At 35.8% G+C, this 22,507-nt stretch carries 16 protein-coding genes and 1 pseudogene; 8 read left to right on the forward strand and 9 right to left on the reverse strand.

Annotated features, from left to right (window positions below; genetic code table 11):
• Positions 1-2,646: pseudogene (locus tag ACZIX2_RS00005) on the reverse strand (hypothetical protein); the annotation flags it as partial.
• A gap of 780 nt (positions 2,647-3,426) precedes the next feature.
• Positions 3,427-5,340, reverse strand: a complete 1,914-nt coding sequence (locus ACZIX2_RS00010) for an ABC-F family ATP-binding cassette domain-containing protein (protein WP_463338022.1) — start codon at positions 5,338-5,340, stop codon at positions 3,427-3,429.
• 63 nt (positions 5,341-5,403) lie between these two features.
• Here ACZIX2_RS00010 and ACZIX2_RS00015 point away from each other — a divergent pair, with 63 nt between their 5' ends.
• Positions 5,404-5,781 carry a DUF983 domain-containing protein gene (locus tag ACZIX2_RS00015; protein WP_463338023.1) on the forward strand — a complete coding sequence of 126 codons (378 nt, stop codon included), beginning with the start codon at positions 5,404-5,406 and terminating at the stop codon, positions 5,779-5,781.
• 8 nt (positions 5,782-5,789) lie between these two features.
• Here the strand turns inward: ACZIX2_RS00015 and ACZIX2_RS00020 are convergent, their stop codons facing one another.
• The 7 genes from ACZIX2_RS00020 to topA form a co-directional block, all read right to left on the reverse strand.
• Positions 5,790-6,836: an NAD(P)/FAD-dependent oxidoreductase gene (locus ACZIX2_RS00020; RefSeq protein WP_463338024.1), complete on the reverse strand. Its 1,047-nt coding sequence runs from the start codon at positions 6,834-6,836 to the stop codon at positions 5,790-5,792.
• Between the two features lie 76 nt (positions 6,837-6,912).
• Positions 6,913-7,905: a type IX secretion system ring subunit PorN/GldN gene (porN, locus tag ACZIX2_RS00025; RefSeq protein ID WP_463338025.1), complete on the reverse strand. Its 993-nt coding sequence runs from the start codon at positions 7,903-7,905 to the stop codon at positions 6,913-6,915.
• A 42-nt stretch (positions 7,906-7,947) separates the two neighbouring features.
• Positions 7,948-9,486 (reverse strand): type IX secretion system motor protein PorM/GldM, encoded by a 1,539-nt coding sequence (porM, locus tag ACZIX2_RS00030; RefSeq protein ID WP_463338026.1) that lies wholly within the window; start codon positions 9,484-9,486, stop codon positions 7,948-7,950.
• 52 nt (positions 9,487-9,538) lie between these two features.
• A complete protein-coding gene (gene porL, locus ACZIX2_RS00035) occupies positions 9,539-10,183 on the reverse strand; it encodes a type IX secretion system motor protein PorL/GldL (RefSeq protein ID WP_463338027.1) in 645 nt (214 codons plus the stop codon).
• A 50-nt stretch (positions 10,184-10,233) separates the two neighbouring features.
• Positions 10,234-11,634 carry a T9SS ring complex lipoprotein PorK/GldK gene (gene porK / locus ACZIX2_RS00040; RefSeq protein ID WP_463338028.1) on the reverse strand — a complete coding sequence of 467 codons (1,401 nt, stop codon included), beginning with the start codon at positions 11,632-11,634 and terminating at the stop codon, positions 10,234-10,236.
• A gap of 121 nt (positions 11,635-11,755) precedes the next feature.
• Positions 11,756-12,907 (reverse strand): formimidoylglutamase, encoded by a 1,152-nt coding sequence (locus ACZIX2_RS00045; protein ID WP_463338029.1) that lies wholly within the window; start codon positions 12,905-12,907, stop codon positions 11,756-11,758.
• A gap of 6 nt (positions 12,908-12,913) precedes the next feature.
• A complete protein-coding gene (gene topA, locus ACZIX2_RS00050) occupies positions 12,914-15,430 on the reverse strand; it encodes a type I DNA topoisomerase (protein WP_463338030.1) in 2,517 nt (838 codons plus the stop codon).
• Positions 15,431-15,739: 309 nt separating this feature from the next.
• On the opposite strand from topA, the gene miaB reads away from it, so the two are divergent.
• From miaB to groL, 7 genes are all read left to right on the forward strand, one after another.
• Complete coding sequence (gene miaB / locus ACZIX2_RS00055) at positions 15,740-17,185, forward strand: tRNA (N6-isopentenyl adenosine(37)-C2)-methylthiotransferase MiaB (RefSeq protein ID WP_463338031.1); 1,446 nt, start codon at positions 15,740-15,742, stop codon at positions 17,183-17,185.
• A 76-nt stretch (positions 17,186-17,261) separates the two neighbouring features.
• Complete coding sequence (locus ACZIX2_RS00060; protein ID WP_463338032.1) at positions 17,262-18,515, forward strand: sigma-54 interaction domain-containing protein; 1,254 nt, start codon at positions 17,262-17,264, stop codon at positions 18,513-18,515.
• 80 nt (positions 18,516-18,595) lie between these two features.
• Complete coding sequence (locus ACZIX2_RS00065) at positions 18,596-19,099, forward strand: LptE family protein (RefSeq protein WP_463338033.1); 504 nt, start codon at positions 18,596-18,598, stop codon at positions 19,097-19,099.
• 26 nt (positions 19,100-19,125) lie between these two features.
• Positions 19,126-19,953, forward strand: a complete 828-nt coding sequence (locus tag ACZIX2_RS00070; protein WP_463338034.1) for a tetratricopeptide repeat protein — start codon at positions 19,126-19,128, stop codon at positions 19,951-19,953.
• Between the two features lie 2 nt (positions 19,954-19,955).
• Entirely contained in the window at positions 19,956-20,285 is a 330-nt protein-coding gene (gene secG / locus ACZIX2_RS00075) for a preprotein translocase subunit SecG (protein ID WP_463338035.1), read from the forward strand.
• A gap of 141 nt (positions 20,286-20,426) precedes the next feature.
• Positions 20,427-20,702 (forward strand): co-chaperone GroES, encoded by a 276-nt coding sequence (locus ACZIX2_RS00080; protein ID WP_073241214.1) that lies wholly within the window; start codon positions 20,427-20,429, stop codon positions 20,700-20,702.
• Positions 20,703-20,786: 84 nt separating this feature from the next.
• Positions 20,787-22,418: a chaperonin GroEL gene (groL, locus tag ACZIX2_RS00085; RefSeq protein ID WP_463338036.1), complete on the forward strand. Its 1,632-nt coding sequence runs from the start codon at positions 20,787-20,789 to the stop codon at positions 22,416-22,418.
• Positions 22,419-22,507: the final 89 nt, after the last annotated feature.

Below are 22,507 nucleotides of genomic sequence, written 5' to 3' on the forward strand. Positions count from 1 at the left end.
ATTAGAAGCATTTGTTGCTGTGATTGTATATGAGGTTCCATCGATACCACCTGTGATAACACCTGATGCGCCAACTATCAATCCTGATGGTGTGGACGTATAGGTCAAGTTGGCATCGTAAACACTCAGTACATTGCTAGCCGCTGATGCGCAAGTAGCTGCGGTTACTGTAACTGTGGGTTGAGTGGGTCTAGGATTAACTGTAATTATGCCAGAAGTAGAGGCTGGAGTACAACCACCAGTAGTGTTTACTGTATAATTGAAGGTTCCAGCAACCGAGGGAATACCGCTAATAGTAACTACATTTCCAGACCAAGCTCCAGAAACACCAGTTGGCAAACCAGAAAAAGTTGCTCCTGTTGCTCCTGTCGTGGCTAAGGTTATATTAGTAATTAGACTATTAATACAAACTGTTTGATTTGATCCTGCTGCAATAGTATTCAAAGGCGTAACAGTTACTGTGACAAAAGGAGTTGGATCTGACTCTCCTAATGTTGTGATTGCAATCCTACGGTATCTAGTCGTTGCATTTAAACCCGCTGGGACATCGTAGGTTTCCGAAGTACCTCCAGATATTGCAGTCCATGTACTAAATGGACTAACAGAACTTTCCCATCTATAAGTGATAGTCCCAACACCTGTTGCAGAGACAGCACTTGTAAATGCGGCTGGATTACCTCCACTACATATAGTTTGATTTGCTGTAATTGAACCAGGTAAAACAGTAACTCTTACATAAGCTGTCGCTTTATCACAAATAGTTGGAGTTACACCTGTAGAACATAATTCATATTCTATTGGATAAACTCCATTAACTGTCCCAGATTCAACAGTAATAATACCTGCAGCATTAATTTTTAGTGGACCTTGTGTTTTAGGTGTCACAGTTGTATTTGAGCTTGTCACTGCAATTCCGTCCAAGAGATCATTAGCTTTAACAGAAGTAGCTAGAGTAGATCCCGAAATTACTGTTGCAAATGGTGAAGCTAAACTGCCATCATTAACTGCATCGATTGGAATACAATTTACTTGATAAGGAGTTGAAGCAACTGATAACCCACAAGCTTTTGTTCCTGCTACCGAATAAGAACCTGTTTCAGTAGGAACATAAGTTTGACTAGTAGCTCCAGGTATTAAAACATCATTCAAATACCATTGATAAGGCGCCAAACCAGGTTCAGCAGTTAATGCCGTTACACAACCCGCTCCATTAAGCGTTGGAGGATTTTGCTGAGTAGAATTATCATTGTAAGATGACAGATAAGATGCCATGGAAAAACCACCTCCTTGTTGCACCATACTAACACTCATTCGTACTGCCGAAGTAAATACAAGATTTGTAGGATTCGATAACTGAGTATTGGTAAAATCAATCAAATAAAAACCAGAAGTTCCTATTTGTCTTCTTGTCCCAGCAATTGTTTCAAGATCTGTACTATTCATGAAAACTTTTTCTGTCGCACTATTTATCAATACATAACCAAAATATGGTAAATCGTTGTTATTGTAACGAGTAAATTTTTTAGTTTCTACTCTAAACGATCCAGTACAAGAACTAACCGGAGCTACACAAGCCATATCCACCTCACAACCTTCAGCAGTTCCAGAGTAAACCATAATTTTCTTATCCGATGAAATAACAGACGCTGAATATCTAACACCGTCTATTCCATGAAAAATACTTTGAAAGCTACCCGCTGTAGCTAAAGTATACGTGTTAGTAGCTGTAATAGCTCCAGAAGTGTCTACAGTATTTACTACAACCGTAGTATTATCTTCAGTTGCAATAAATATAGTTTGTTCAGGAAAATTAAGGTTGGTACTAGTACCTTTTGAAGTTCCATTACCTCTAACTACTAAATAATTAGTCCCTAAAACACGAACTGGAGGAATTTGATTTAATACAGCATCTCCACAAGCAGGTGCTTGATCCCTCCACTGACCTGAATTCATCACAACAGGTTTAGAAGCTGTTACCAAAGAACCTATAGCAGATTGAAAAAGATACGATTGGCCAGCATTTAGGGTAACCAAAGTAGATCCGTTAACCGAAACTACTGTGTTGTTATCGATTGCCATAACGGAATAAACTGGTGCAGAAGCAGCCCCGCTATAATTGTATAACCCCGCAAAATTAGAACGGTAATACCCTACTCTAAAGGATGAACCAATTGCTTCATTACCATAGCTAGACAATGAGGAATTCCCTTTTATTCTATCTGGATTTCCCCCATTTACTGCATCACTTTCTACATTCCTAACAGATACAGCAACTGGTAAAGTACTGGTAAATATTAAACCTCTATCATTATATTTTGTATTAATGGCATTGGCTGGTTTTGTTGCTGGATCACCAGTAGGTCTAAAAGCAACTGGTGTACCAGAAGTTACACTTAAAGTTGTTATAGCTGTACCATCACTCTTTGTTATCGTTACACTAGCCGTTCCTGAAGCTGAGGACACAATAAACTCATTGGCATTAGAAGAATAATCCCAGGGTGCAGCAGCAATATAATGTTTGGTCGAGTACTGAGAAAAAATTGATTGAGTACAGAAAATCAAAAAAAATAAGAAGAAAATTTTATTTACGCTAAAGTTGAATAAACCAAAAGCATTAAAATAATGTGGGGTAAATTTTTTAATCATAAATAAATTGCGATTCAAATTTGTTGATAAGTTTTTTTTTAAAGTAATACTAAAGGCTATTTTTAAAAAAAAATTGGAGAAAAAACCAACCATTACCTTAACTCTAAACAAGAATATATACGTAGAATTAGTACTACAAAAAACAACTTTTTTAAATAGCAAATTTAACAGTATTTTTATCATAACATAATTATTATTAGACTTTTAAGTAAAAAATCGATTAAATGCATAATTATATCGACGAAATGCATCTTGAGTATAAAATCTATTAATTACATTGAAATTTTATGCACAAAAAATATGACAAAATGATTTTGTATTTCAATAAACATGTTTTTTTTCTTGTTAATAAAACTAATCAAAAAGATAGCAATTGTTATAAAAACGTGTTCATTTACCATAATCTATAATTATGATTATAAAATAGTTACAAAAAACTAGCCAGTGTAAAGTTGAATCCAACTTAAAAAAGAAATACACCTATCAATAGAAGTAAAAAATAATTTAACAACATTATTATACTAAAGTAAAAACACTAAAAAACACTTATAAATCAAGGAAAAAGGAAAGTAAAAGAAAAACTTCAAGTCATCATTTCAAAAGCATAATTTTTTTTGTTATGAAATAAAAAAAATAGTTTTTTTTTTAAAAATTGGAAGTTATTCCAAAAAATGGAAAAGATAGAAAGCAAAAAATAATGCATGACTTGAGTATAAAAGCCCTAAGACTTAGAAATAAAGACCAAGCCAAAATGGTAAAAAAAGGTTTTAATATTAAATCCTACAACTGATCTATTGCTTCTTGCACTTGTTCCCAATCCATTAATAATTGCTCTAATTCTTCTTTCTTTTTGTTATATGCTATGAAGAAATTAGCATCTTCGATGTGTTTATCATAATTAGAAACCAACATCTTGTCATCGTGTTGGATGTCTTTTTCTAATTGGGCAATTTGAGATTCAATCTTACTGAGTTTATTGTACAAGGCTTTGTTTTTTTTCTGGTCCTCATAAGAAGTCTTTGCCTTGTTGCCTTCTTTTGATGGATCTGTCTTTTGAGTTTCTTTCTTTTCTACTTCACGCATATTCTCTAAATTGCGTTGTTCAAGAAAAAAGTTGATATCGCCCAAATATTCTTTAATATTCTGGTCCTTGAATTCATACACAATATTCGACATTCCTTGCAAAAAATCACGATCGTGAGATACTAACAACAAAGTTCCTTCAAATTTTTGAAGAGCAGTTTTCAATACGTTTTTCGACTTGATGTCTAAGTGATTAGTGGGTTCATCCATCAACAACACATTGATGGGTTGCAGTAATAATTTACACAAAGCCAAACGGTTTCGCTCACCTCCTGAAAGTACTTTAACCTTTTTTTCCACATCGTCGCCTCTAAACAAAAAAGCGCCTAACATGTCTCTAACCTTCATTCGATTGGTATCATTGGCCGCATTTTCCATGGTCTCTAAGAGGGTAATTTCGCCATCTAAATATTCGGCTTGATTCTGTGCAAAATAGCCAAGCTGCACATTGTGACCTAACTTAATGGTTCCTTCATAGTCAAACTCATTAACTAACGCTTTAATCATAGTAGACTTACCCTGACCATTCTGCCCAACAAAAGCAATTTTACTTCCGCGCTCAACCAAAAGATTAATGTCCTTTAATATAGTTTTGTGTCCATATTTTTTTGTCAAATGCTCAACTTCAACCACCACTTTTCCGGGTTCTTTTGAAACAGGAAAAGCAATACTCATCACCGAATTATCATCTTCATCCACTTCAATCCGCTCAATTTTATCAAGTTTTTTTATGAGAGACTGTGCCATTGAAGCTTTTGAAGCTTTAGCTCGAAATTTTTCTATCAATTTCTCGGTTTCTTCTATTTTTTTGGCTTGATTTTTTTGGGTAGCCAATTGTTTTTCGCGAATCTCATGACGCAATGCTAAGTACTGAGTGTAAGGCTTATTAAAGTCATAGGCTTTCCCTAAAGAAATTTCGATGGTACGGTTCGTTACATTGTCCAAAAACATCTTATCATGGGATACAATTACTACCACACCCGGAAAATTACGTAAAAATCCTTCTAGCCAAATGATACTTTCGATATCGAGATGATTCGTAGGCTCATCTAATAATAAAATATCATTGGACTGAAGTAACAACTTAGCCAACTCGATACGCATTCGCCAACCACCGGAAAAGGTATCGGTTTGATTATCAAAAACCTCGCGTTTAAAACCTAACCCTAAAAGAATTCGCTCGGTATCACCAACATAATTATATCCCCCTAAAAGTTCAAAACGATGGGTTAAATCGGATAATTCTTCAATAAGTTGACCATAAGATTCACTTTCATAATCTGTACGCGTCACTAACTCATGATTAATTGCAGCCAATTTCTTTTCAACCGCTTTGATTTCAGTAAATGCTTCATAGGCTTCTTCCAAAACCGTTCGTCCGCTTTCAAAATCAATATCTTGGCGAAGAAAACCAATTTTCACTTCTTTCTCTAGAGCAATATTTCCTGAATCGGGGGTGATATCACGGGCTAAAATCTTAAGCAAGGTAGATTTTCCAGCTCCATTTTTTCCAACAAGTCCTACCCGATCCCCAGCACCTAAGCGAAAAGTAATTTCCTCAAACAAATACGTTCCACCAAAAGCAACCGATAAATTGTGAATATTAAGCATAATAAGTGACAAATGTTACATTAAAAAAATACGGAATTAGTACTTTTATAAAAATTTTTGCAAATGTTAAAAAAAGGATCCAAACTATATAGTATTTTAACAGGAACTTGTCCGAAATGCCACAATGAGAGCATGTATGAAGACCCAAACCCGTTGAATTTGAACAAAATTTTAAAAATGAACGAGCATTGTAGTCATTGCGGTTTACGGTATCAAATTGAGCCTTCTTTTTTCTATGGGGCTATGTATGTCAGCTATGCTTTAAATGTTGCCGTTGGGATTGCCGCTTTTATTGTTTCATTTCTTATTTTAAAAACCAGTTTAAAGACTTCCTTCTTTGTGATTTTTGGAACATTGATATTACTTTTTCCTTGGGTATTAAGAGGATCTAGAAATCTTTATATTAATTTTTTTGTAAAATACAATCCTCCAAAAAAGTAAGGCCTACTTTACTTTTGTTTTAAAAACCTACTCCAATGCATTTCTTTAGATAATGGCACTTGTTCTTCTATATGGAGAAACAAGGATTTGGCTAAAGCTGGTCCCATCATTACTCCTCGAGTGCCCAAACCATTCAAAATATGCAATTGTGGATGTGATGAGTGTGTACCAACCAAAGGTCTTCGATCTCTCACCGTTGGTCGTATTCCGGCCAAGTGTTCAACAATTTCAAAATCGCATTGAATAAGTTCTTGTATTCTTTGAATTAACTCAAGCCTTCCTTCTGCAGTTGGAAGATCTGTCTTGTCTTTCCAATTATAGGTTGCTCCAACCTTAAATAAGTGATCGCCTAAGGGTAGCAAAAAAATACTGGTATTTACAATACAATCAATGGATAAATTGCGTGCTTTTATAATAAACAATTCTCCTTTTGTCCCATCTAAAGGCAAATAGTTGAAAAACGGATTTTGATGTAAACCAAAACCTTCAGCAAAAATAATGTGTCTAGCTTGTATACCTTGATAAGAAATACCTTCGGTTGTAAAAAGAATATCATCATAAGAAAATGTGTTCGACTGCAAGAAACCCTCTGCAAACAAATATTGACGATACAACTTCAACAATGCCGCAGTATCTACGTATCCCGTTTGCAGCACCTCACCATATCCATACGGAGCTTCAATACCTTCAAAAGACGGATATTGTAATGTGGTAGAAAGATAGGGTGCTAGAGTGGCTTTATCTGCCGCTACAAACCAATTATTTTGCTCTTCAACAGAAAAAAATTTCCTAAAAATGGGCATTGGAGTATCCAATTGAATTTTAAATTGTTGATGCAAACCCTCATAAAAACTATGCATTTCTTGCAGTTGTTCCTTGGCACACCAAACTTCTGAAAACCGTTTAAGAATCACAGGATTGTAAAGCCCGCCAGCAATTTTGGAAGAGTTTTGAGAATCGTTCTCAAATACTACTATTTTTTTTTGATGCTGTAGAGCAACCTGCGCAAAGGAAATACCAGCAAGACCAGCGCCAACAATTATATAATCTACCATATTTAGATGTAAAAAGAATACCAAATAAAAAACTCTTACTTAAAGTAAGAGTTTTTAGTTAATCATAATGATGCTATTAATAATTCCACATGTCTTGCTCGAAGTTGCGGATTTTTTCTTTAATTCTTTCAGATTCCAACAATTGATTTTGAGAATTGTCTTTCATATATTCTTCAATCAAACGATCTCCGTATACATTTTCTTCTTTATAAACAACCGCATTAAATCGACGTGAATTTAAAATTTGATCAAAAGAAATTGGCATAGATGAGTTTTTCTCATTAAATGCTTTGGCCTCATGCAATACTTCTCTAGCAGCAGGGAAGAATATCCAAAACAATTCGATATAGTCCTTTTCGGCATTGTTCATGGTAAATACATCAGGTGTAACTGGACAAATACCAAGTAAACGATATTTCAACTCACTTTGACGTTTATCAAAATACCAAAACCCTTTGATTTTGTATTGAGCAACATCTTGAGAAGTAAGATCTTGTTTTACTATGTACTCTGCTGGAATACTTTTAGTAGGACCAACTGTTTCATCTACATAAGTTACTTTTTTATTCTTTCCTGTACCAGTTACCACTTTTTTCTTAACTACTCTAGTACGATAAGCGTCTGGATCTTGGTTAATCAATTCACGTGCTGCATCAGTAGTATCAATACGAGACAATGAAGCTTGAATATCTTTATAGGCTTTTTTGGTATTAAAATAACTATCGGTATAGACTTCAGTAATTTTACCCGATTTAATAGCTTTGGTCAAAACATCATATAATGAGCGACGATCTGGACCAATATTAGCAGTATCTATAGGGAAATACAATGGAAAATTAATTTTTTCACTTAAATCAATGATTTCCCAAGTTGTTTTTCCCATCAAAATGTCGCGATCATGCACATAACCGTAAGCTAAAGGTTTGTCATTATCAGAAATCAACTGAGCAGCTGTTTTAAGACCTATTTCGCTTGGAGTTTTAGCATTTAATAAGTTAGATTGTGCATAAACACATCCACTCCCTAAAAAGGTTACTACTGCTACTATAAAAATTCTTACATTCTTCATGGTGTCCTTAAATATTTAAGTAGTTACAATCGTCCTACTCTATTATTGAATTTCAAAGATTACAGGTGCAGTTCTTGGCAACAAATAACTACCAGCACCTACTAATTTTGTTTTAATTTCAGAAATGGTCACTTGATCACCTCTTCCTGCTCTTGTTAAAGCAGATTTACATTGAGCGTTCAATTTGTTTCCAGATACAACCACCGTTGGTTGACCAGCAATCTTGAAGTTAAAACCAACTACGTCTAAACCAACTTCAAAATCAAAGTCAACTAGTTTAGCACCAATAGTGGCTACTTCAAGGTTAGATTTTGGTCCTTTTACTACGCCCATTTCTCCACGAATTGTTCCAGAAGGCCCAGGAATTCCTTTAATACGATACACTTTTTTATCGTTGGCCACTTTACCATCTGACATTTTTCCTGATACATTGATCACTACTTCAGATCCAGTACCTGGTCTCATTTCGTATTTTCCATTACCCACTTTAGTCAAACCAGGTGCCGATGCAGTTACATCTTTATCAGAAATACCCGCAAAAGAAATTGACATTGGGTTCACTACTCCACGATACACTACATTCATTTTATCTGCAGAAATCGTAGCTGAATTAGGTCTTGGCACTACAACATATTTCCCTGAAAATTTCAAAGGAATAGTTTTTCCGTCTTCTAAGAATGAAAATTGTCCATTAATGTTTTGTTCTCCCACTCCACCTGCTGTAAGAGAAATTACCGCTTGACCATTTTCTAATCTTCCAGGACCTTGGAAAGAAGTAGGTTTTGTATTTTCATCATATCTACCTAAAACCACTTTACCTTTTACTTGTTCACCTTGGAAATAAGCATTTTTATCCAATACTACAATTGCTTGATAGTTACTATAAGAAGCTGCTTGTACAGCTGCTTTTCCTAAAGCTGAATTATAAACATCCGTTTCTGCTTTTTTTACATCAGCTTGCCATGCAGATAATTTAGCCAAAGAAGCCACCGCTGGAAATCCTTTGAAGTGATAAGATAAAAACTTAATCTCATTTCCTTCTTTATCTTTTACATCGGCAACGCTAAATTTACTATCAATTTCGCCTACTATAGCAGCATATTTTTTGTCTGTTCCTAAAGCGGCTTTCATATCAGCTTTGTACTTTTCAATTGTCGCAATAATTTCTTTACCTTTTTCAGTGTAACCTTCACCAATGAACCAGTTGTCGATGTTATCACCTTTGTCCATACTTTCGTAAGGCAATTTACCAGTAGTTTCTTCTGCTGTAAAACCATTAAGTACTTGGTCTTTTAAAGTAGCTATATAAGCATCAAAGTTTTTAGATATTGCTTCTACCTTGTGTGCTGTTTGAGCAGCAATAGCAAATTCTCCTTTAGCCTCAGCAGCTTTGGTATCAATTGCTGTTAATAGCGCTTGATTATTTTGAGTTGATGCTGTATTTGCGTTTTCAAATTTTTCATTCATTAATCCAAAAGCAGATAATACTTCTTTGGACATGTTCATTGCTAACATTGCGATGAAAACCAGATACATCAGGTTAATCATCTTCTGTCTAGGGGTTAATTTTCCTCCTGCCATTTTTCTCGAATAATTAGTTTTTAATAAATGTAATAATTAAGTATATCACTAATTATCCTTTGTTGCTCATTGCAGAAAGCATTCCACCATATACATTATTTAAAGATGCGATGTTGGCAGTCATCGAAGCCATTTGCTCTTTTAATTTAGCAGCATTTTCAGCTATTTCTTTATTAGCTTCCGCATTTCTAGAAGCGCTTTCTAATTGTACTTTATATAAACTGTTCAAAGATTCCATTTGAGCGGCAGCCATTGAAAGCTCTTCGCTGTATTTTTTAGTTGAAGCAATAGAATCTACTGTTGGAGAAATTGCCTTGGCAGCTCCTTCAAAGTTTTTGATACTTGTACCTAAACTTGCCATCAACTCAGAGTCAATTTTAGCTTCTTTCAACATAGCATCTAATTTTTGAGACAAAATGCCCTGAGCGTCTACTTGCTCTTCTTTTTTAGCTTTTGGTTTAGCCTGACCGTTTGCCAATTCAGGATACACTAAAGTCCAATCCAATTCTTCTTCTACTGGTTCAAAAGCAGACAAAGCAAAGATAGCAGCTTCGGTCACTAGTCCAATTGACAACATCAATGTACCAGTAAGAGGTCCTATTTCAAAGTGAGTAATTTTGAATAATGCACCAATAATTACTACTGCCGCTCCCATACCGTAAGCGAAATTCATTGTTTTTTTACTTAGTAATGCCATAATAATTTGATTTTAGGTTTGATTGTTTAGATTTGGTTTATTTTATTTATTTATTTTTTTCTTTTGTTTCCTGTTACTTGGGTTCCCATATAATCTTGTACGGTTCTGAAACCAATAAAACTTCTTGCAGAATCAGCATATTCAAAATCCCTTGTGCTTACTTGTAGGAAATAAGCAACATCTTTCCATGAACCTCCACGAACTACTTTACGTTTATTTTTAGCATCAGAAACATTTGGATTCATCGTTGATACGTATTCAAATCCGTTAGGATCGTAAGCATCATTTGTCCACTCAGCTACGTTTCCAGCCATATTGTATAGATTATAACCGTTAGGCTCATAGGATTTGGCCTCTACGGTATACAAAGCATTATCCGCTGCATAATCTCCACGGCTAGGTTTGAAATTAGCCATAAAACAACCTCTATCGTTTTTAGTATAAGGTCCTCCCCAAGGGTAAGTTGCAGACTCTAGACCACCTCTTGCTGAATATTCCCATTCTGCCTCAGTGGGTAATCTAAAATTGTTAATTAAATCTCTTCCTTTCTGTTTGGATTTGATGTAGGTATTTTTGTTTTGTGTTCTCCAAGCACAGAAAGCTTTTGCTTGTGTCCATTTCACACCAACTACAGGATATTCACCATAAGCTTTATGCCAAAAGTAATCGTTGTGCATAGGTTCGTTATAAGAATAAGCGTAATCTTTGATCCAAACTGTAGTATCTGGATACACATTGATTTCTTCTGTTCTGATAAAATCTTTTCTGGAACCCTTTTTAGCTTTTGCAGCCGCTTGGATATCCATCCATGTGTATTTATACTTCAATTTGTTTACATCGATAGTTCGCAAACCATTATAAGATTGATCGATAGGCAAATACATTGAATCCATCACCTCAGCATAATATTCATCTGGGTATTTTTTGGTATCCTTGATTAGTTTTACTTTACGATTTAATTTTCTGTTAGCATAAGGATCCGCTTCTGTACCTACACTATAGTAGTTTTCATACATGTATTTGTCATAGGCAGTCATTTTGGCTGGATCAGCATCGTTGAAAGCAAAATCGCCAATACTACCTGCATTTTTTCCTTTACCTGTTGCTGCTGCTTTTTGGCCACTTTCATCAGCAAGTATAGCTAGACGCACTCTAATCGTTGAATCTTTTACCCATTCTACAAAAGATCGGTATTCACTATTGGTGATTTCGGTTTCGTCCATGTAAAATGAACGCACGGTAACGGTTTTGGTTGGGGCATCATCGACCGCAGCGACATCGTTTTCCGATTTTCCCATTATAAAAGAACCTCCTGGAATTAATGTCATTCCATAAGGTTTTTCTGGGTGCCACTTTCCACCTTTAACTCCAACTAACTCACCTTTATCGCTTGATTTACCACAGCTCATTAACAAGGTTAAAAATGCCGCTAAAACAATGACTTTTTTCATACAAATTTGGGGGGGTTAACATTTCATTTTTTAAAGTTTGTAAACCTATTTATTATTTTTCAAATAAACAATATCTTCACAAAACAAATAAATATTTTTTTTAACTGCTTTTTAACTTAATTTAAACACAATTTTTGCGTTGTGCCTTCCACCATCGTTCCGGTACCACTTGGTTGCAAGCTCCTAGATACTCCTCATAAGAACAGGGTAACAACGTGTTTCTTTTTAATTTATTGTTGCCTTGTGATAAAAAAGGAATTTCGATCCACCATCTTTCTGTTTTATGGCTTTTGAAAAACACCAATTCCTCATCATCCAAAGGCACAATATACTTGATATAGTTGTCTTTTGTACCAAAAGGATATTCCCCAGAACGATATTGATATCCTTCTAAAAAATACCATATAATTTGAGCAATTAACACCGCCTCTGATGCGGAACTCTCTTGATTGAATATTCCAAATAACGAAACTTTGTCGCTAATCCCGGCATATCGAGACAAAGCACAAATTTCTTTACCATTAAAACCATTAGGAACAAAGTAAGAAAAATTGCCAGAATCTGAAGACTTAACAGACTTTAAATCCAAGCTCACGATATCAGCATCGCGAAATACAGGCTCAGAAAGCGCTATATTGTTTGAAATCTCGCCTAATCTATAGGCATCAAAATACAACTTCTCTATCAAATCGATTTCTTCTTGAGAGTTATAGTACGTTTGATAGCCAATATTACAATAGTTAAACAAATTATTGGGCGCATCCAAAATCATCTTAGTCAAATAGGAATCGCTAGACAGTTCATCAGTTTCTTTCCCAAAATCAAACTTACTGTCTATGGTAACTAAATTTACCATTTGTTCTAGTTCATCAAAAGAGCGATACAAAGCATAAGTTAAATCTTGAGAACCTCCAATTATTATTGGCACTATTCCTTTTTTAATGAGACTTGCCACTACTTTTTTTAGTGCAAAATAGGTATCATTTATTGTGTTCCCTTCTAAAATATCGCCCAAATCAGCTAGTCCAATATTCCAATTTCCTAAATGCAAATCATAAAGTGATCTTCTTACCAAAGTCAAATCGACTCTGGAATGCCCATCTACATTTCCTCTGTTTTCCAAAACTCCTACTATGGCAATTTTGACAAGATCAAGATTAGGAAATGCATCATTGGTATGCAATTGCAGGACACCCCCTATTTGATGTTTTGACAATTGGTCTTTAAAACCAATTAATTCTTCTTTGATAGGTACAAGAAAATCAAATTCCATGGCTTACTATTTTTTGGTCGCGGTTTTTTTGGCTGTGGTTACTTTTTTGGTTGCCGCTTTTTTGGCAGTTGTTTTCTTTGCGGGCGTTTTTTGAGCAATCAACTCTTTTACCTCATTCAAGGTGAGCTTTGAAGCATCCACCTCTTTTCCTAATTCAATTTTAAGTTTACCTTTAATAACTACCGATCTTCCCCAACGGGCTTTTTCAACAACTATCCCTTCTTCTTCCCAATTATGAATTACTTTGTCTATATTTTTCTGGAGTTTATCTTCAATTAAGAAAGCGATATCCTCTTTCGAAAGATTGTCAAAATCAAATTTTTTAGAGACATTGATAAATATGCCGTTCCATTTGATAAATGGACCAAAACGCCCTGTCCCTTTTTGAACACTCTCACCCTTATAGACTGCAATTGGCGCATCAGCAAGCGCTTTCGCTTCAATCAACTCCTTTGCTCTTTCTATAGTAACATCCAACGGATCTTCTCCTTTTGGCAATGAAATAAAAACGGCTCCATGTCTAACATAAGGTCCAAAACGACCGTTGCTTACCTCTACTTCTTCTCCTTGATATACTCCTAAATTTTTAGGCAACAAGAACAAATTCAAAGCTTCTTCTAAAGTAATATTGCCTATATTTTGCTCGTTGCGCAAACTGGCAAATTTTTTATCTTCGTCCTCAGCATCACCAATTTGTGCCATAGGGCCAAATTTCCCTAATCGAACAGAAACTGGTTTTCCGGATTGCGGATCAACACCTAAAATTCGTTCTCCACTTTCTCTATCGGCATTTGCCTCAACATCTTTAACATTAGGGTGGAATTTATCATAAAACTCCTGCATCATCTTGGCCCACTCTCTGTTCCCTTCAGCAATTTCGTCAAAATCTTGCTCCACTTTGGCCGTAAAATTATAATCCAATATGGATCCAAAATTCTTAACTAAAAAATCAGTAACTATCGTTCCTATATCTGTTGGCACTAACTTCCCTTTATCCGAACCAGTGTTTTCTTTGAGTGTTTTTTCTTCAATTTTTGCCGCTTTGAGTGTCAGCTGAGTATATTTGCGCTCTTGTCCCTCAAGTGTACCTTTCTCGATATAATTTCTATTGATAATGGTAGAAATTGTTGGCGCATAAGTAGAAGGTCTACCTATCCCCAATTCTTCTAACTTTTTAACCAAAGATGCCTCAGTGTATCGTGCCGAAGGCCTTGAATAGCGCTCAGTAGCCGTTATATAAGAGTTAGACAATGCTTCATTCACCTTTAAAGCAGGCAACATTCCTTCTTGCTCTTCTTCGTCTTCATCACTGCCTTCAAGATAAACTTTCAAAAAGCCTTCAAAAAGCAAAACTTCTCCCGAAGCCACAAATATTTCTGAATGATTATTAGCTTCTATCTTAACATTAGTTCGTTCCAATTCGGCATCACTCATTTGTGAAGCCAAAGTTCTTTTCCAGATCAAATCATACAAACGCGCTTGATCTCTATCTACATTAACCGTATGCAAGGACATATCGGTTGGACGGATGGCTTCGTGAGCTTCTTGAGCTCCTTTGCTTTTATTGGTAAAAGTTCTCGGTTTTGAAAATTCTTTACCGTAGGATTTTACAATTTCGGCTTGAGCCGCTTCCATTGCCTCTTTGGAAAGATTTACACTATCGGTTCTCATATAAGTGATTAACCCCGCCTCATATAATCGTTGCGCCAATTGCATCGTTATTCCCACTGGCAAATACAGTTTCCGAGCGGCTTCCTGTTGTAAGGTTGAAGTAGTAAAAGGTGCCGCAGGTGATTTTTTGGTAGGTTTTGTTTCTAAATCACCTACTTTATAAGTAGAATTGGCATTTTGATTCAAAAAAGCTAACGCTTCCTCTTTGGTAGCAAAGTTTTTGGGCAATTTGGCTTTGACCATTTTCCCTGCCTCATTAACAAATTCAGCCGAAACCGAATAACTCGCTACAGGAACAAAATTTTGAATTTCTCGTTCGCGCTCCACGATCAAGCGCACAGCTACTGACTGAACACGGCCTGCCGATAGTCCTCCTTTTATTTTTCGCCATAAGACTGGTGAAAGCTCATACCCTACCAAACGATCCAAAACACGACGCGCTTGTTGGGCATTAACTAAATTATAATCTATTTCTCTTGGATTATCTATCGCCTTTAAGATAGCGTTTTTAGTAATTTCATGAAAAACAATACGTTTGGTTTTTTTAGCATCCAATTTTAATTCTTCTGCCAAATGCCAAGATATAGCTTCTCCTTCGCGGTCCTCATCACTTGCCAACCAAACCGTTTCGGCATTTTTAGAAAGTGTTCGAAGCTTACTCACCAAGGCCTTTTTATCGGACGAAACTTCATATTTCGGTTTAAAACCATTAGCCACATCCACTCCTATTTCTTTGGAGGGCAAGTCGGCTATATGACCATAACTTGACTCCACTTGAAACTCACTTCCGAGAAATTTTTCGATTGTTTTGGCCTTTGCAGGAGACTCCACTATTACTAAATTCTTTGCCATATCCAATTTGTTTATGTCGGCAAAAGTATAGGATTTTTTTAAATATCGTGTTTAAACTACTTTAAAAGTCGATTTTAAAGGATGAATCACACAATAATTTGCAATTCAAGACCACGGATTTTTTAACTATTTGACAATGGTTTCCAGCGGAAGTCAACTAATAAATAGTACATTCTGTAAAAAAAATACTCTTTGTTGAAAAAAGTAAAAAAATAATACGGATACAATTCCAAAAACAATGTTAATTCTCAGTCTGACATCTTGTCATATATGCTGAAATTCTATTATATTTGCGCTTTTAAAAGACCCATGGAAAAGATAATTGAAGAAAGCAAACAAGGCGAAAGTCTTGTGTTAGAAAACAAACCAGAAAACACAAAAAAATTGTTTATTGAAAGCTATGGTTGCGCTATGAACTTTTCGGATAGCGAAGTTGTAGCTTCTATACTCTCCACAAACGGATACAACACTACCTCTGTTCTAGAAGAAGCAGATTTGGTATTAGTCAATACTTGCTCTATCAGAGATAAAGCAGAACAAACCATTCGTAAACGCTTAGAAAAATACAATGCCGTTAAACGCATTAACCCCAAAATGAAAGTTGGTGTTTTGGGTTGTATGGCCGAACGTTTGAAAAGTAAATTCCTAGAGGAAGAAAAAATTGTGGACTTAGTGGTGGGTCCCGATGCTTACAAAGATTTGCCCAACTTATTAAATGAAGTAGAAGAAGGAAGAGACGCCATCAATGTCATCTTATCTAAAGAAGAAACCTACGGCGACATTACTCCGGTGCGTCTAATGTCTAACGGAGTTACCGCTTTTGTTTCAATAACTAGAGGTTGCGACAACATGTGCACCTTTTGCGTGGTTCCTTTTACCAGAGGGCGAGAACGCAGTAGAGAACCTCAAAGCATCCTTACCGAGATTGAAGGTCTATGGAAAAACGGCTATAAGGAAGTTACACTCCTAGGTCAAAACGTAGATAGTTATTTATGGTACGGAGGTGGACTTAAAAAAGATTTTGTAAATGCCTCTGAAATGCAAAAAGCTACAGCAGTTACTTTTGAACATTTATTAGAAATGGTTGCGGTGGCTTTCCCGAAAATGAGAATTCGATTCTCTACTTCAAACCCACAAGACATGCACGAAGAAGTATTGCACGTAATTGCCAAATACCCTAACATTTGCAGACACATTCACTTACCGGTACAATCTGGAAGCAATAGAATTCTAAAAGAAATGAACCGCTTGCATACGAGAGAAGAATACCTAGATTTAATTCGAAAAATCGAAACAATAATCCCTCGTTGTGCTATTTCTCAAGATTTAATTGCTGGATTCCCAACAGAAACCGAAGAAGATCATCAAGATACTCTAAGCCTAATGGAAGCCATTAAATACAGTTTCGGTTATATGTACGCTTATTCTGAACGCCCAGGAACTCTAGCCGGACGAAAAATGGAAGACGACGTACCTGAAGCAACCAAATCAAGACGTCTACAAGAAATCGTTGACCTGCAACAAGTGCATTCAAAAATACGTACCGATGAATTCTTAGGCGAAATTGTCGAAGTGCTAATAGAAAAAGTATCCAAAAGAAATGCCGAAGAGTTTTCTGGTAGAAACTCTCAAAATGTTACCGTAGTTTTCCCAAAAGAGAACTATAAAATTGGAGACTTTGTAAATGTAAAAGTAGAACGCTCAACAGGAGCTACCCTTATTGGAAAAGCTATTGGGTATAGTGACATGAATTAATAGTTTAATTTTTTTAAGGTTTGCCTTATTTTTTAAAACCATTTCAACCTTAACCAAAAACATTAAACAAATAACAATGGAAACCGTTCAAGCGATAAAACAGCGATTTGAAATAATTGGAAATGATCCCAAGTTGAATCGTGCCATAGAAAAAGCGATTCAAGTAGCACCTACTGATATTTCGGTTTTAGTTTCGGGAGAAAGTGGTGTGGGAAAAGAAAACATACCAAAAATTATTCATAGCCTCTCCCACAGAAAACACGGAAAATACATAGCGGTAAACTGTGGTGCTATACCCGAAGGGACTTTAGACAGTGAGCTTTTTGGACATGAAAAAGGGGCCTTTACCGGAGCAACCAATACCCGTGAGGGCTATTTTGAAGTAGCCGATGGAGGGACAATTTTTTTAGATGAAGTAGGAGAACTCCCCTTGACCACCCAAGTACGTTTATTGCGTATCCTTGAAAATGGAGAATTTTTAAAAGTAGGTTCCTCTCAAGTACAAAAAACCAATGTTAGAATTGTTGCTGCGACTAATGTAAATCTTTTTGATGCCATAGAAAAAGGAAAATTCAGAGAAGACTTATATTACAGATTGAGCACCGTAGACATTTTCTTACCTCCGCTGAGAGACCGAAAAGACGACATCCATTTATTGTTTCGAAAATTTGCTGCCGATTTTGCACACAAATACAAAATGCCGCCTTTGAAACTCGATGATAATGCTGTTCAATTGTTGCAAAAATTCAGATGGAATGGAAATATTAGACAACTTAGAAACGTAGCAGAACAAATCTCTGTTTTAGAAACCAAACGCGAAATAAGCGCTAGTACTTTACAATCGTATTTACCGTTAGAAAATAGCAATCTACCCTCGGTTATCAAAGACCAAAAAAGCGAAAGCGATTTTAACACCGAAAGAGAAATTTTATACAAAGTCCTTTTTGACATGAAAAGCGATTTGCATGATTTGAAAAAACTCACGTTAGAATTGTTGCAAAATGGTAGCTCAAAAGTACAAGAAACCAATCAAAACTTGATTCAAAAAATCTATGGTTCTAAAATGGATGCTGATATCGAGTACGAAGAACAACCCAGAACATCGGTAATAGCCACTCCAAACATTGAAACTAATTATCAAGAACCCGAGGAAAACTATCTTTTTGCCGAAACTATAGAGGAAGAAGAAATTCTTAAACTAGAACAAAAAGAAATCGAGTTGATCAAAAAATCGTTAGAAAAGAACAAAGGCAAACGTAAAGCGGCTGCAGATGAATTGGGCATTTCCGAAAGGACTTTGTATAGAAAAATCAAACAATTCGATTTATAAATCAACAAAAAACAATTCCAATTCGTTACTTTTGATTCTTCTGATTGAAAAAAAATGCAAATTGCTTTCAGCTCATATTTATGAAAAAAATAATCTTACTTAATACAACCCTTTTTATACTATTGTTTAGCAGCTGTGGAGTCTACAACTTCACCGGTTCTGGAAAAATTGACGCGAAAACTTTTCAAGTGAATTTCTTTCAAAACAATGCCGAATTGATAGAACCCGGAATTGACAGAACTTTCACCTTACAATTACAAGACTTAATTCAAAATCAAACCAATTTGAATTTGGTAAATAATGGAGGCGAATTAGTATATGAAGGTGAAATTACGGATTACAGAATCAGCCCAATGACGGCAACAGCCGATCAAAAAGCAGCTCAAAACCGATTAAAAATTAGAATCAATGTTCGCTTTACAAATAAGAACAAAGAAACAGACGATTTTGAAAAATCTTTTGAGTTTTTCTATGATTATCCTGCAGATCAACAACTTGTAGGCAGCACATTAAACACTGCTCTTAAAGAAATTTTTGACCGTATCGCACAGGATATTTTCAACGAGTCATTAGCCAAATGGTAACACTTACCTAAACCAACTATTTTAAAATGAACGTTACTGATTTTACTTTCTTGATAAACAAACCCGAGACGATCAACAGCGCCTATACAGACGCTTTAGATACTATAGTTCAGGATTTCCCCTATTTTCAGTGCGCAAGAGCCATTCGTCTCAAAGGACTTTTCAATCAAAATAGTTTCAAATATAATTATGCTTTAAAAGTAACTGCGGCTCATACCACTGACCGATCCGTTTTATTCGACTTCATTACTACCGACAACTTTCCGACTTTCCCATCGGACAACTACGATAGTAAGAATATCGAACTAATGAATATTGAGGTTGTTGGCAGTGAAATTGTACCCTCAAAATCGCTTCAAGAACAACACAAAGAAGCGCTGGAGAGATCCATTTTGAGTTCTATCAACAAAGCTACGCTAAATAGCGCAGAAGAAACCTCTTCCCAAATTTTTGGAAAACCGATTGATTTTACAACCAACGAAAAACATTCCTTTCAAGAATGGCTTACTTTATCCCGAGTTCAACCTATTGACCGTTCTTTACCTCCTCCAACGATTAGCCAAGAGGAAGAAGAAAAAAAGAAAAAAGCTGCCTTAATTGATAAATTTATTGAGACAAATCCAAAGATATCCCCAATAAAAGCCGGAAGTGCACCTGCAGTGCAATTTAACTTAAACACTTCCGACAACACACATTTAATGACCGAAACTTTAGCAAGAGTTTATTTGGAACAAAAAAAATATCAGAAAGCAATTCAAGCCTATGAAATTTTAATTTTGAAATATCCAGAAAAAAGTAGTTTCTTTGCAGACCATATAGCAGAAATAAAGATTTTACAAAATAACAATAATTAACAATGAGCACATTTTCAATTTTTTTAGTTTTAATAACTATTGTATGTTTTTTACTAGTAGTAGTAATTATGGTTCAAAATCCTAAAGGAGGCGGACTATCTTCAACTTTAGGAGGATCTCAAATGTTAGGAGGAGTACAAAAAACTACTGACTTCTTAGACAAAAGCACGTGGACTTTAGCAACTATTTTGATTGCTTTAATTATACTATCTAGCTTAAGTTTCACAAGTACTGTTGGCGATTCTGGTTCCAAAATTATCGAGAAAACAGAAAGTGTTGCTCCTCAAGCTGCACCAATTCAAAATACACCTGCTGCTCCAGCAAAAAAATAAATAAATGTTTTAAAGTATGAATGCCAGCTTGTCAAAGCTGGCATTTTTTTTAAGAAAAAATGGCAGTCTATGGGGCTTGGCATAATTTCTGAAATTGAAAAAAGCAATTAAAAAATTCATGTATAATAAAAACTTAAAACCATGGCATTAAACATTAAACCACTTTCGGATAGAGTGCTAATTGAACCAGTAGCCGCTGAAACAAAAACAGCATCTGGAATTTTTATCCCTGATACCGCTAAAGAAAAACCTCAAAAAGGAACTGTAGTTGCTGTTGGTAACGGAACTAAAGACCACACAATGACAGTTAAAATTGGAGACACTGTTCTTTACGGAAAATATGCAGGCACAGAATTAAAATTAGAAGGTACCGATTATTTGATTATGCGCGAAGATGATATCTTGGCAATAATCTAAAATTTTGTTTCAAGTTTCAGGTTTCAAGTCTTGAAATCCCAAAATCTTTACACAAAAAGTTTAACATAAAACAAAATAAAAAAAATGGCAAAAGATATAAAATTTGATATTGAAGCGCGTGACGGTTTAAAACGCGGTGTTGACGCATTAGCAAATGCAGTAAAAGTAACTCTTGGACCAAAAGGTCGTAATGTTATTATTGGAAAATCATTTGGCGGGCCAAACGTAACCAAAGATGGTGTTACCGTTGCAAAAGAAATCGAATTGAAAGACGCTCTTGAAAACATGGGAGCACAAATGGTAAAAGAAGTAGCTTCAAAAACCAACGACTTAGCAGGTGACGGTACTACAACTGCAACTGTTCTTGCACAAGCAATTGTAAAAGAAGGATTGAAAAACGTTGCCGCAGGTGCTAATCCTATGGACTTAAAAAGAGGAATCGACAAAGCCGTTGAAACTATCGTAGCCAATTTAGCCAAACAAGCTAAAGTGGTAGGAAGCGATTCTGAAAAAATCAAACAAATTGCTTCTATTTCTGCCAACAATGACGAAGTAATTGGTGAATTGATCGCTAGCGCTTTCGCTAAAGTTGGAAAAGAAGGTGTAATCACTGTTGAAGAAGCTAAAGGAACAGAAACTTACGTTGATGTAGTAGAAGGTATGCAATTCGACAGAGGGTATTTGTCTCCTTACTTCGTGACAAATCCAGAGAAAATGGAAGCCGAATTAGAAAATCCATACATCTTATTATACGATAAAAAAGTATCATCTTTAAAAGAATTACTTCCTGTATTAGAGCCAGTAGCACAATCAGGTAAACCATTATTAATTATCGCTGAAGATGTAGACGGCGAAGCTTTATCTACTTTGGTGGTTAACAAATTGAGAGGTGCCTTAAAAATTGCTGCTGTAAAAGCTCCAGGATTTGGAGACAGAAGAAAAGCAATGTTAGAAGACATCGCTATTTTAACTGGTGGTACAGTAATCTCTGAAGAAAGAGGATACACTTTGGAAAATACAACTATCGAAATGTTAGGTACTGCTAACAGAGTAGCTATCGACAAAGACAACACTACTATTGTAAATGGTGCTGGTGATGCAGAATTAATCAAAAACCGTGTGAACCAAATCAAAGGTCAGATGGAAACTACAACATCTGAGTACGACAAAGAAAAACTACAAGAACGCTTGGCCAAATTGGCTGGTGGTGTTGCCGTACTTTACGTAGGTGCTGCTTCTGAAGTAGAAATGAAAGAGAAAAAAGACCGTGTTGACGATGCTTTACACGCCACTCGTGCTGCTGTAGAAGAAGGAATCGTTGCTGGTGGTGGTGTAGCTTTATTGAGAGCTAAAAATGAATTAGCTTCTCTTAAAGCTGATAATGCCGACGAAGCTACAGGTATCCAAATCGTGGCTCGTGCCGTTGAAGCTCCTTTGAGAACTATTGTAGAAAACGCTGGTTTAGAAGGTTCTGTGGTAGTAGCCAAAGTAATTGAAGGTTCAGGCGATTTTGGTTACAATGCCAAAACAGATGAATATACCGATATGTTGGCTGCAGGAATTATCGATCCTAAAAAAGTAACGCGTGTAGCTTTAGAGAATGCCGCTTCAGTTTCAGGTATGATCTTGACTACCGAATGTGCTTTAATCGATATTAAAGAAGACGCTCCTGCTGGCGGAATGCCAATGGGTGGCGGAATGCCAGGAATGATGTAATAGCATCAAATTCCAATGCAAAAAAAACCAAATTACAATTTGGCCCATATAAAAAAATCCGAAGTTTTTCAACTTCGGATTTCTTGTTT

Source organism: Flavobacterium riviphilum (assembly GCF_055231795.1).

Excerpts from the sequence above, each read along its gene's own strand:
- ACZIX2_RS00010 (WP_463338022.1), bottom strand. The coding sequence starts at position 5,340 with ATGCTTAATATTCACAATTTATCGGTTGCTTTTGGTGGAACGTATTTG.
- ACZIX2_RS00015 (WP_463338023.1), top strand. The coding sequence starts at position 5,404 with ATGTTAAAAAAAGGATCCAAACTATATAGTATTTTAACAGGAACTTGT.
- ACZIX2_RS00020 (WP_463338024.1), bottom strand. The coding sequence starts at position 6,836 with ATGGTAGATTATATAATTGTTGGCGCTGGTCTTGCTGGTATTTCCTTT.
- porN (WP_463338025.1), bottom strand. The coding sequence starts at position 7,905 with ATGAAGAATGTAAGAATTTTTATAGTAGCAGTAGTAACCTTTTTAGGG.
- porM (WP_463338026.1), bottom strand. The coding sequence starts at position 9,486 with ATGGCAGGAGGAAAATTAACCCCTAGACAGAAGATGATTAACCTGATG.
- porL (WP_463338027.1), bottom strand. The coding sequence starts at position 10,183 with ATGGCATTACTAAGTAAAAAAACAATGAATTTCGCTTACGGTATGGGA.
- porK (WP_463338028.1), bottom strand. The coding sequence starts at position 11,634 with ATGAAAAAAGTCATTGTTTTAGCGGCATTTTTAACCTTGTTAATGAGC.
- ACZIX2_RS00045 (WP_463338029.1), bottom strand. The coding sequence starts at position 12,907 with ATGGAATTTGATTTTCTTGTACCTATCAAAGAAGAATTAATTGGTTTT.
- topA (WP_463338030.1), bottom strand. The coding sequence starts at position 15,430 with ATGGCAAAGAATTTAGTAATAGTGGAGTCTCCTGCAAAGGCCAAAACA.
- miaB (WP_463338031.1), top strand. The coding sequence starts at position 15,740 with ATGGAAAAGATAATTGAAGAAAGCAAACAAGGCGAAAGTCTTGTGTTA.
- ACZIX2_RS00060 (WP_463338032.1), top strand. The coding sequence starts at position 17,262 with ATGGAAACCGTTCAAGCGATAAAACAGCGATTTGAAATAATTGGAAAT.
- ACZIX2_RS00065 (WP_463338033.1), top strand. The coding sequence starts at position 18,596 with ATGAAAAAAATAATCTTACTTAATACAACCCTTTTTATACTATTGTTT.
- ACZIX2_RS00070 (WP_463338034.1), top strand. The coding sequence starts at position 19,126 with ATGAACGTTACTGATTTTACTTTCTTGATAAACAAACCCGAGACGATC.
- secG (WP_463338035.1), top strand. The coding sequence starts at position 19,956 with ATGAGCACATTTTCAATTTTTTTAGTTTTAATAACTATTGTATGTTTT.
- ACZIX2_RS00080 (WP_073241214.1), top strand. The coding sequence starts at position 20,427 with ATGGCATTAAACATTAAACCACTTTCGGATAGAGTGCTAATTGAACCA.
- groL (WP_463338036.1), top strand. The coding sequence starts at position 20,787 with ATGGCAAAAGATATAAAATTTGATATTGAAGCGCGTGACGGTTTAAAA.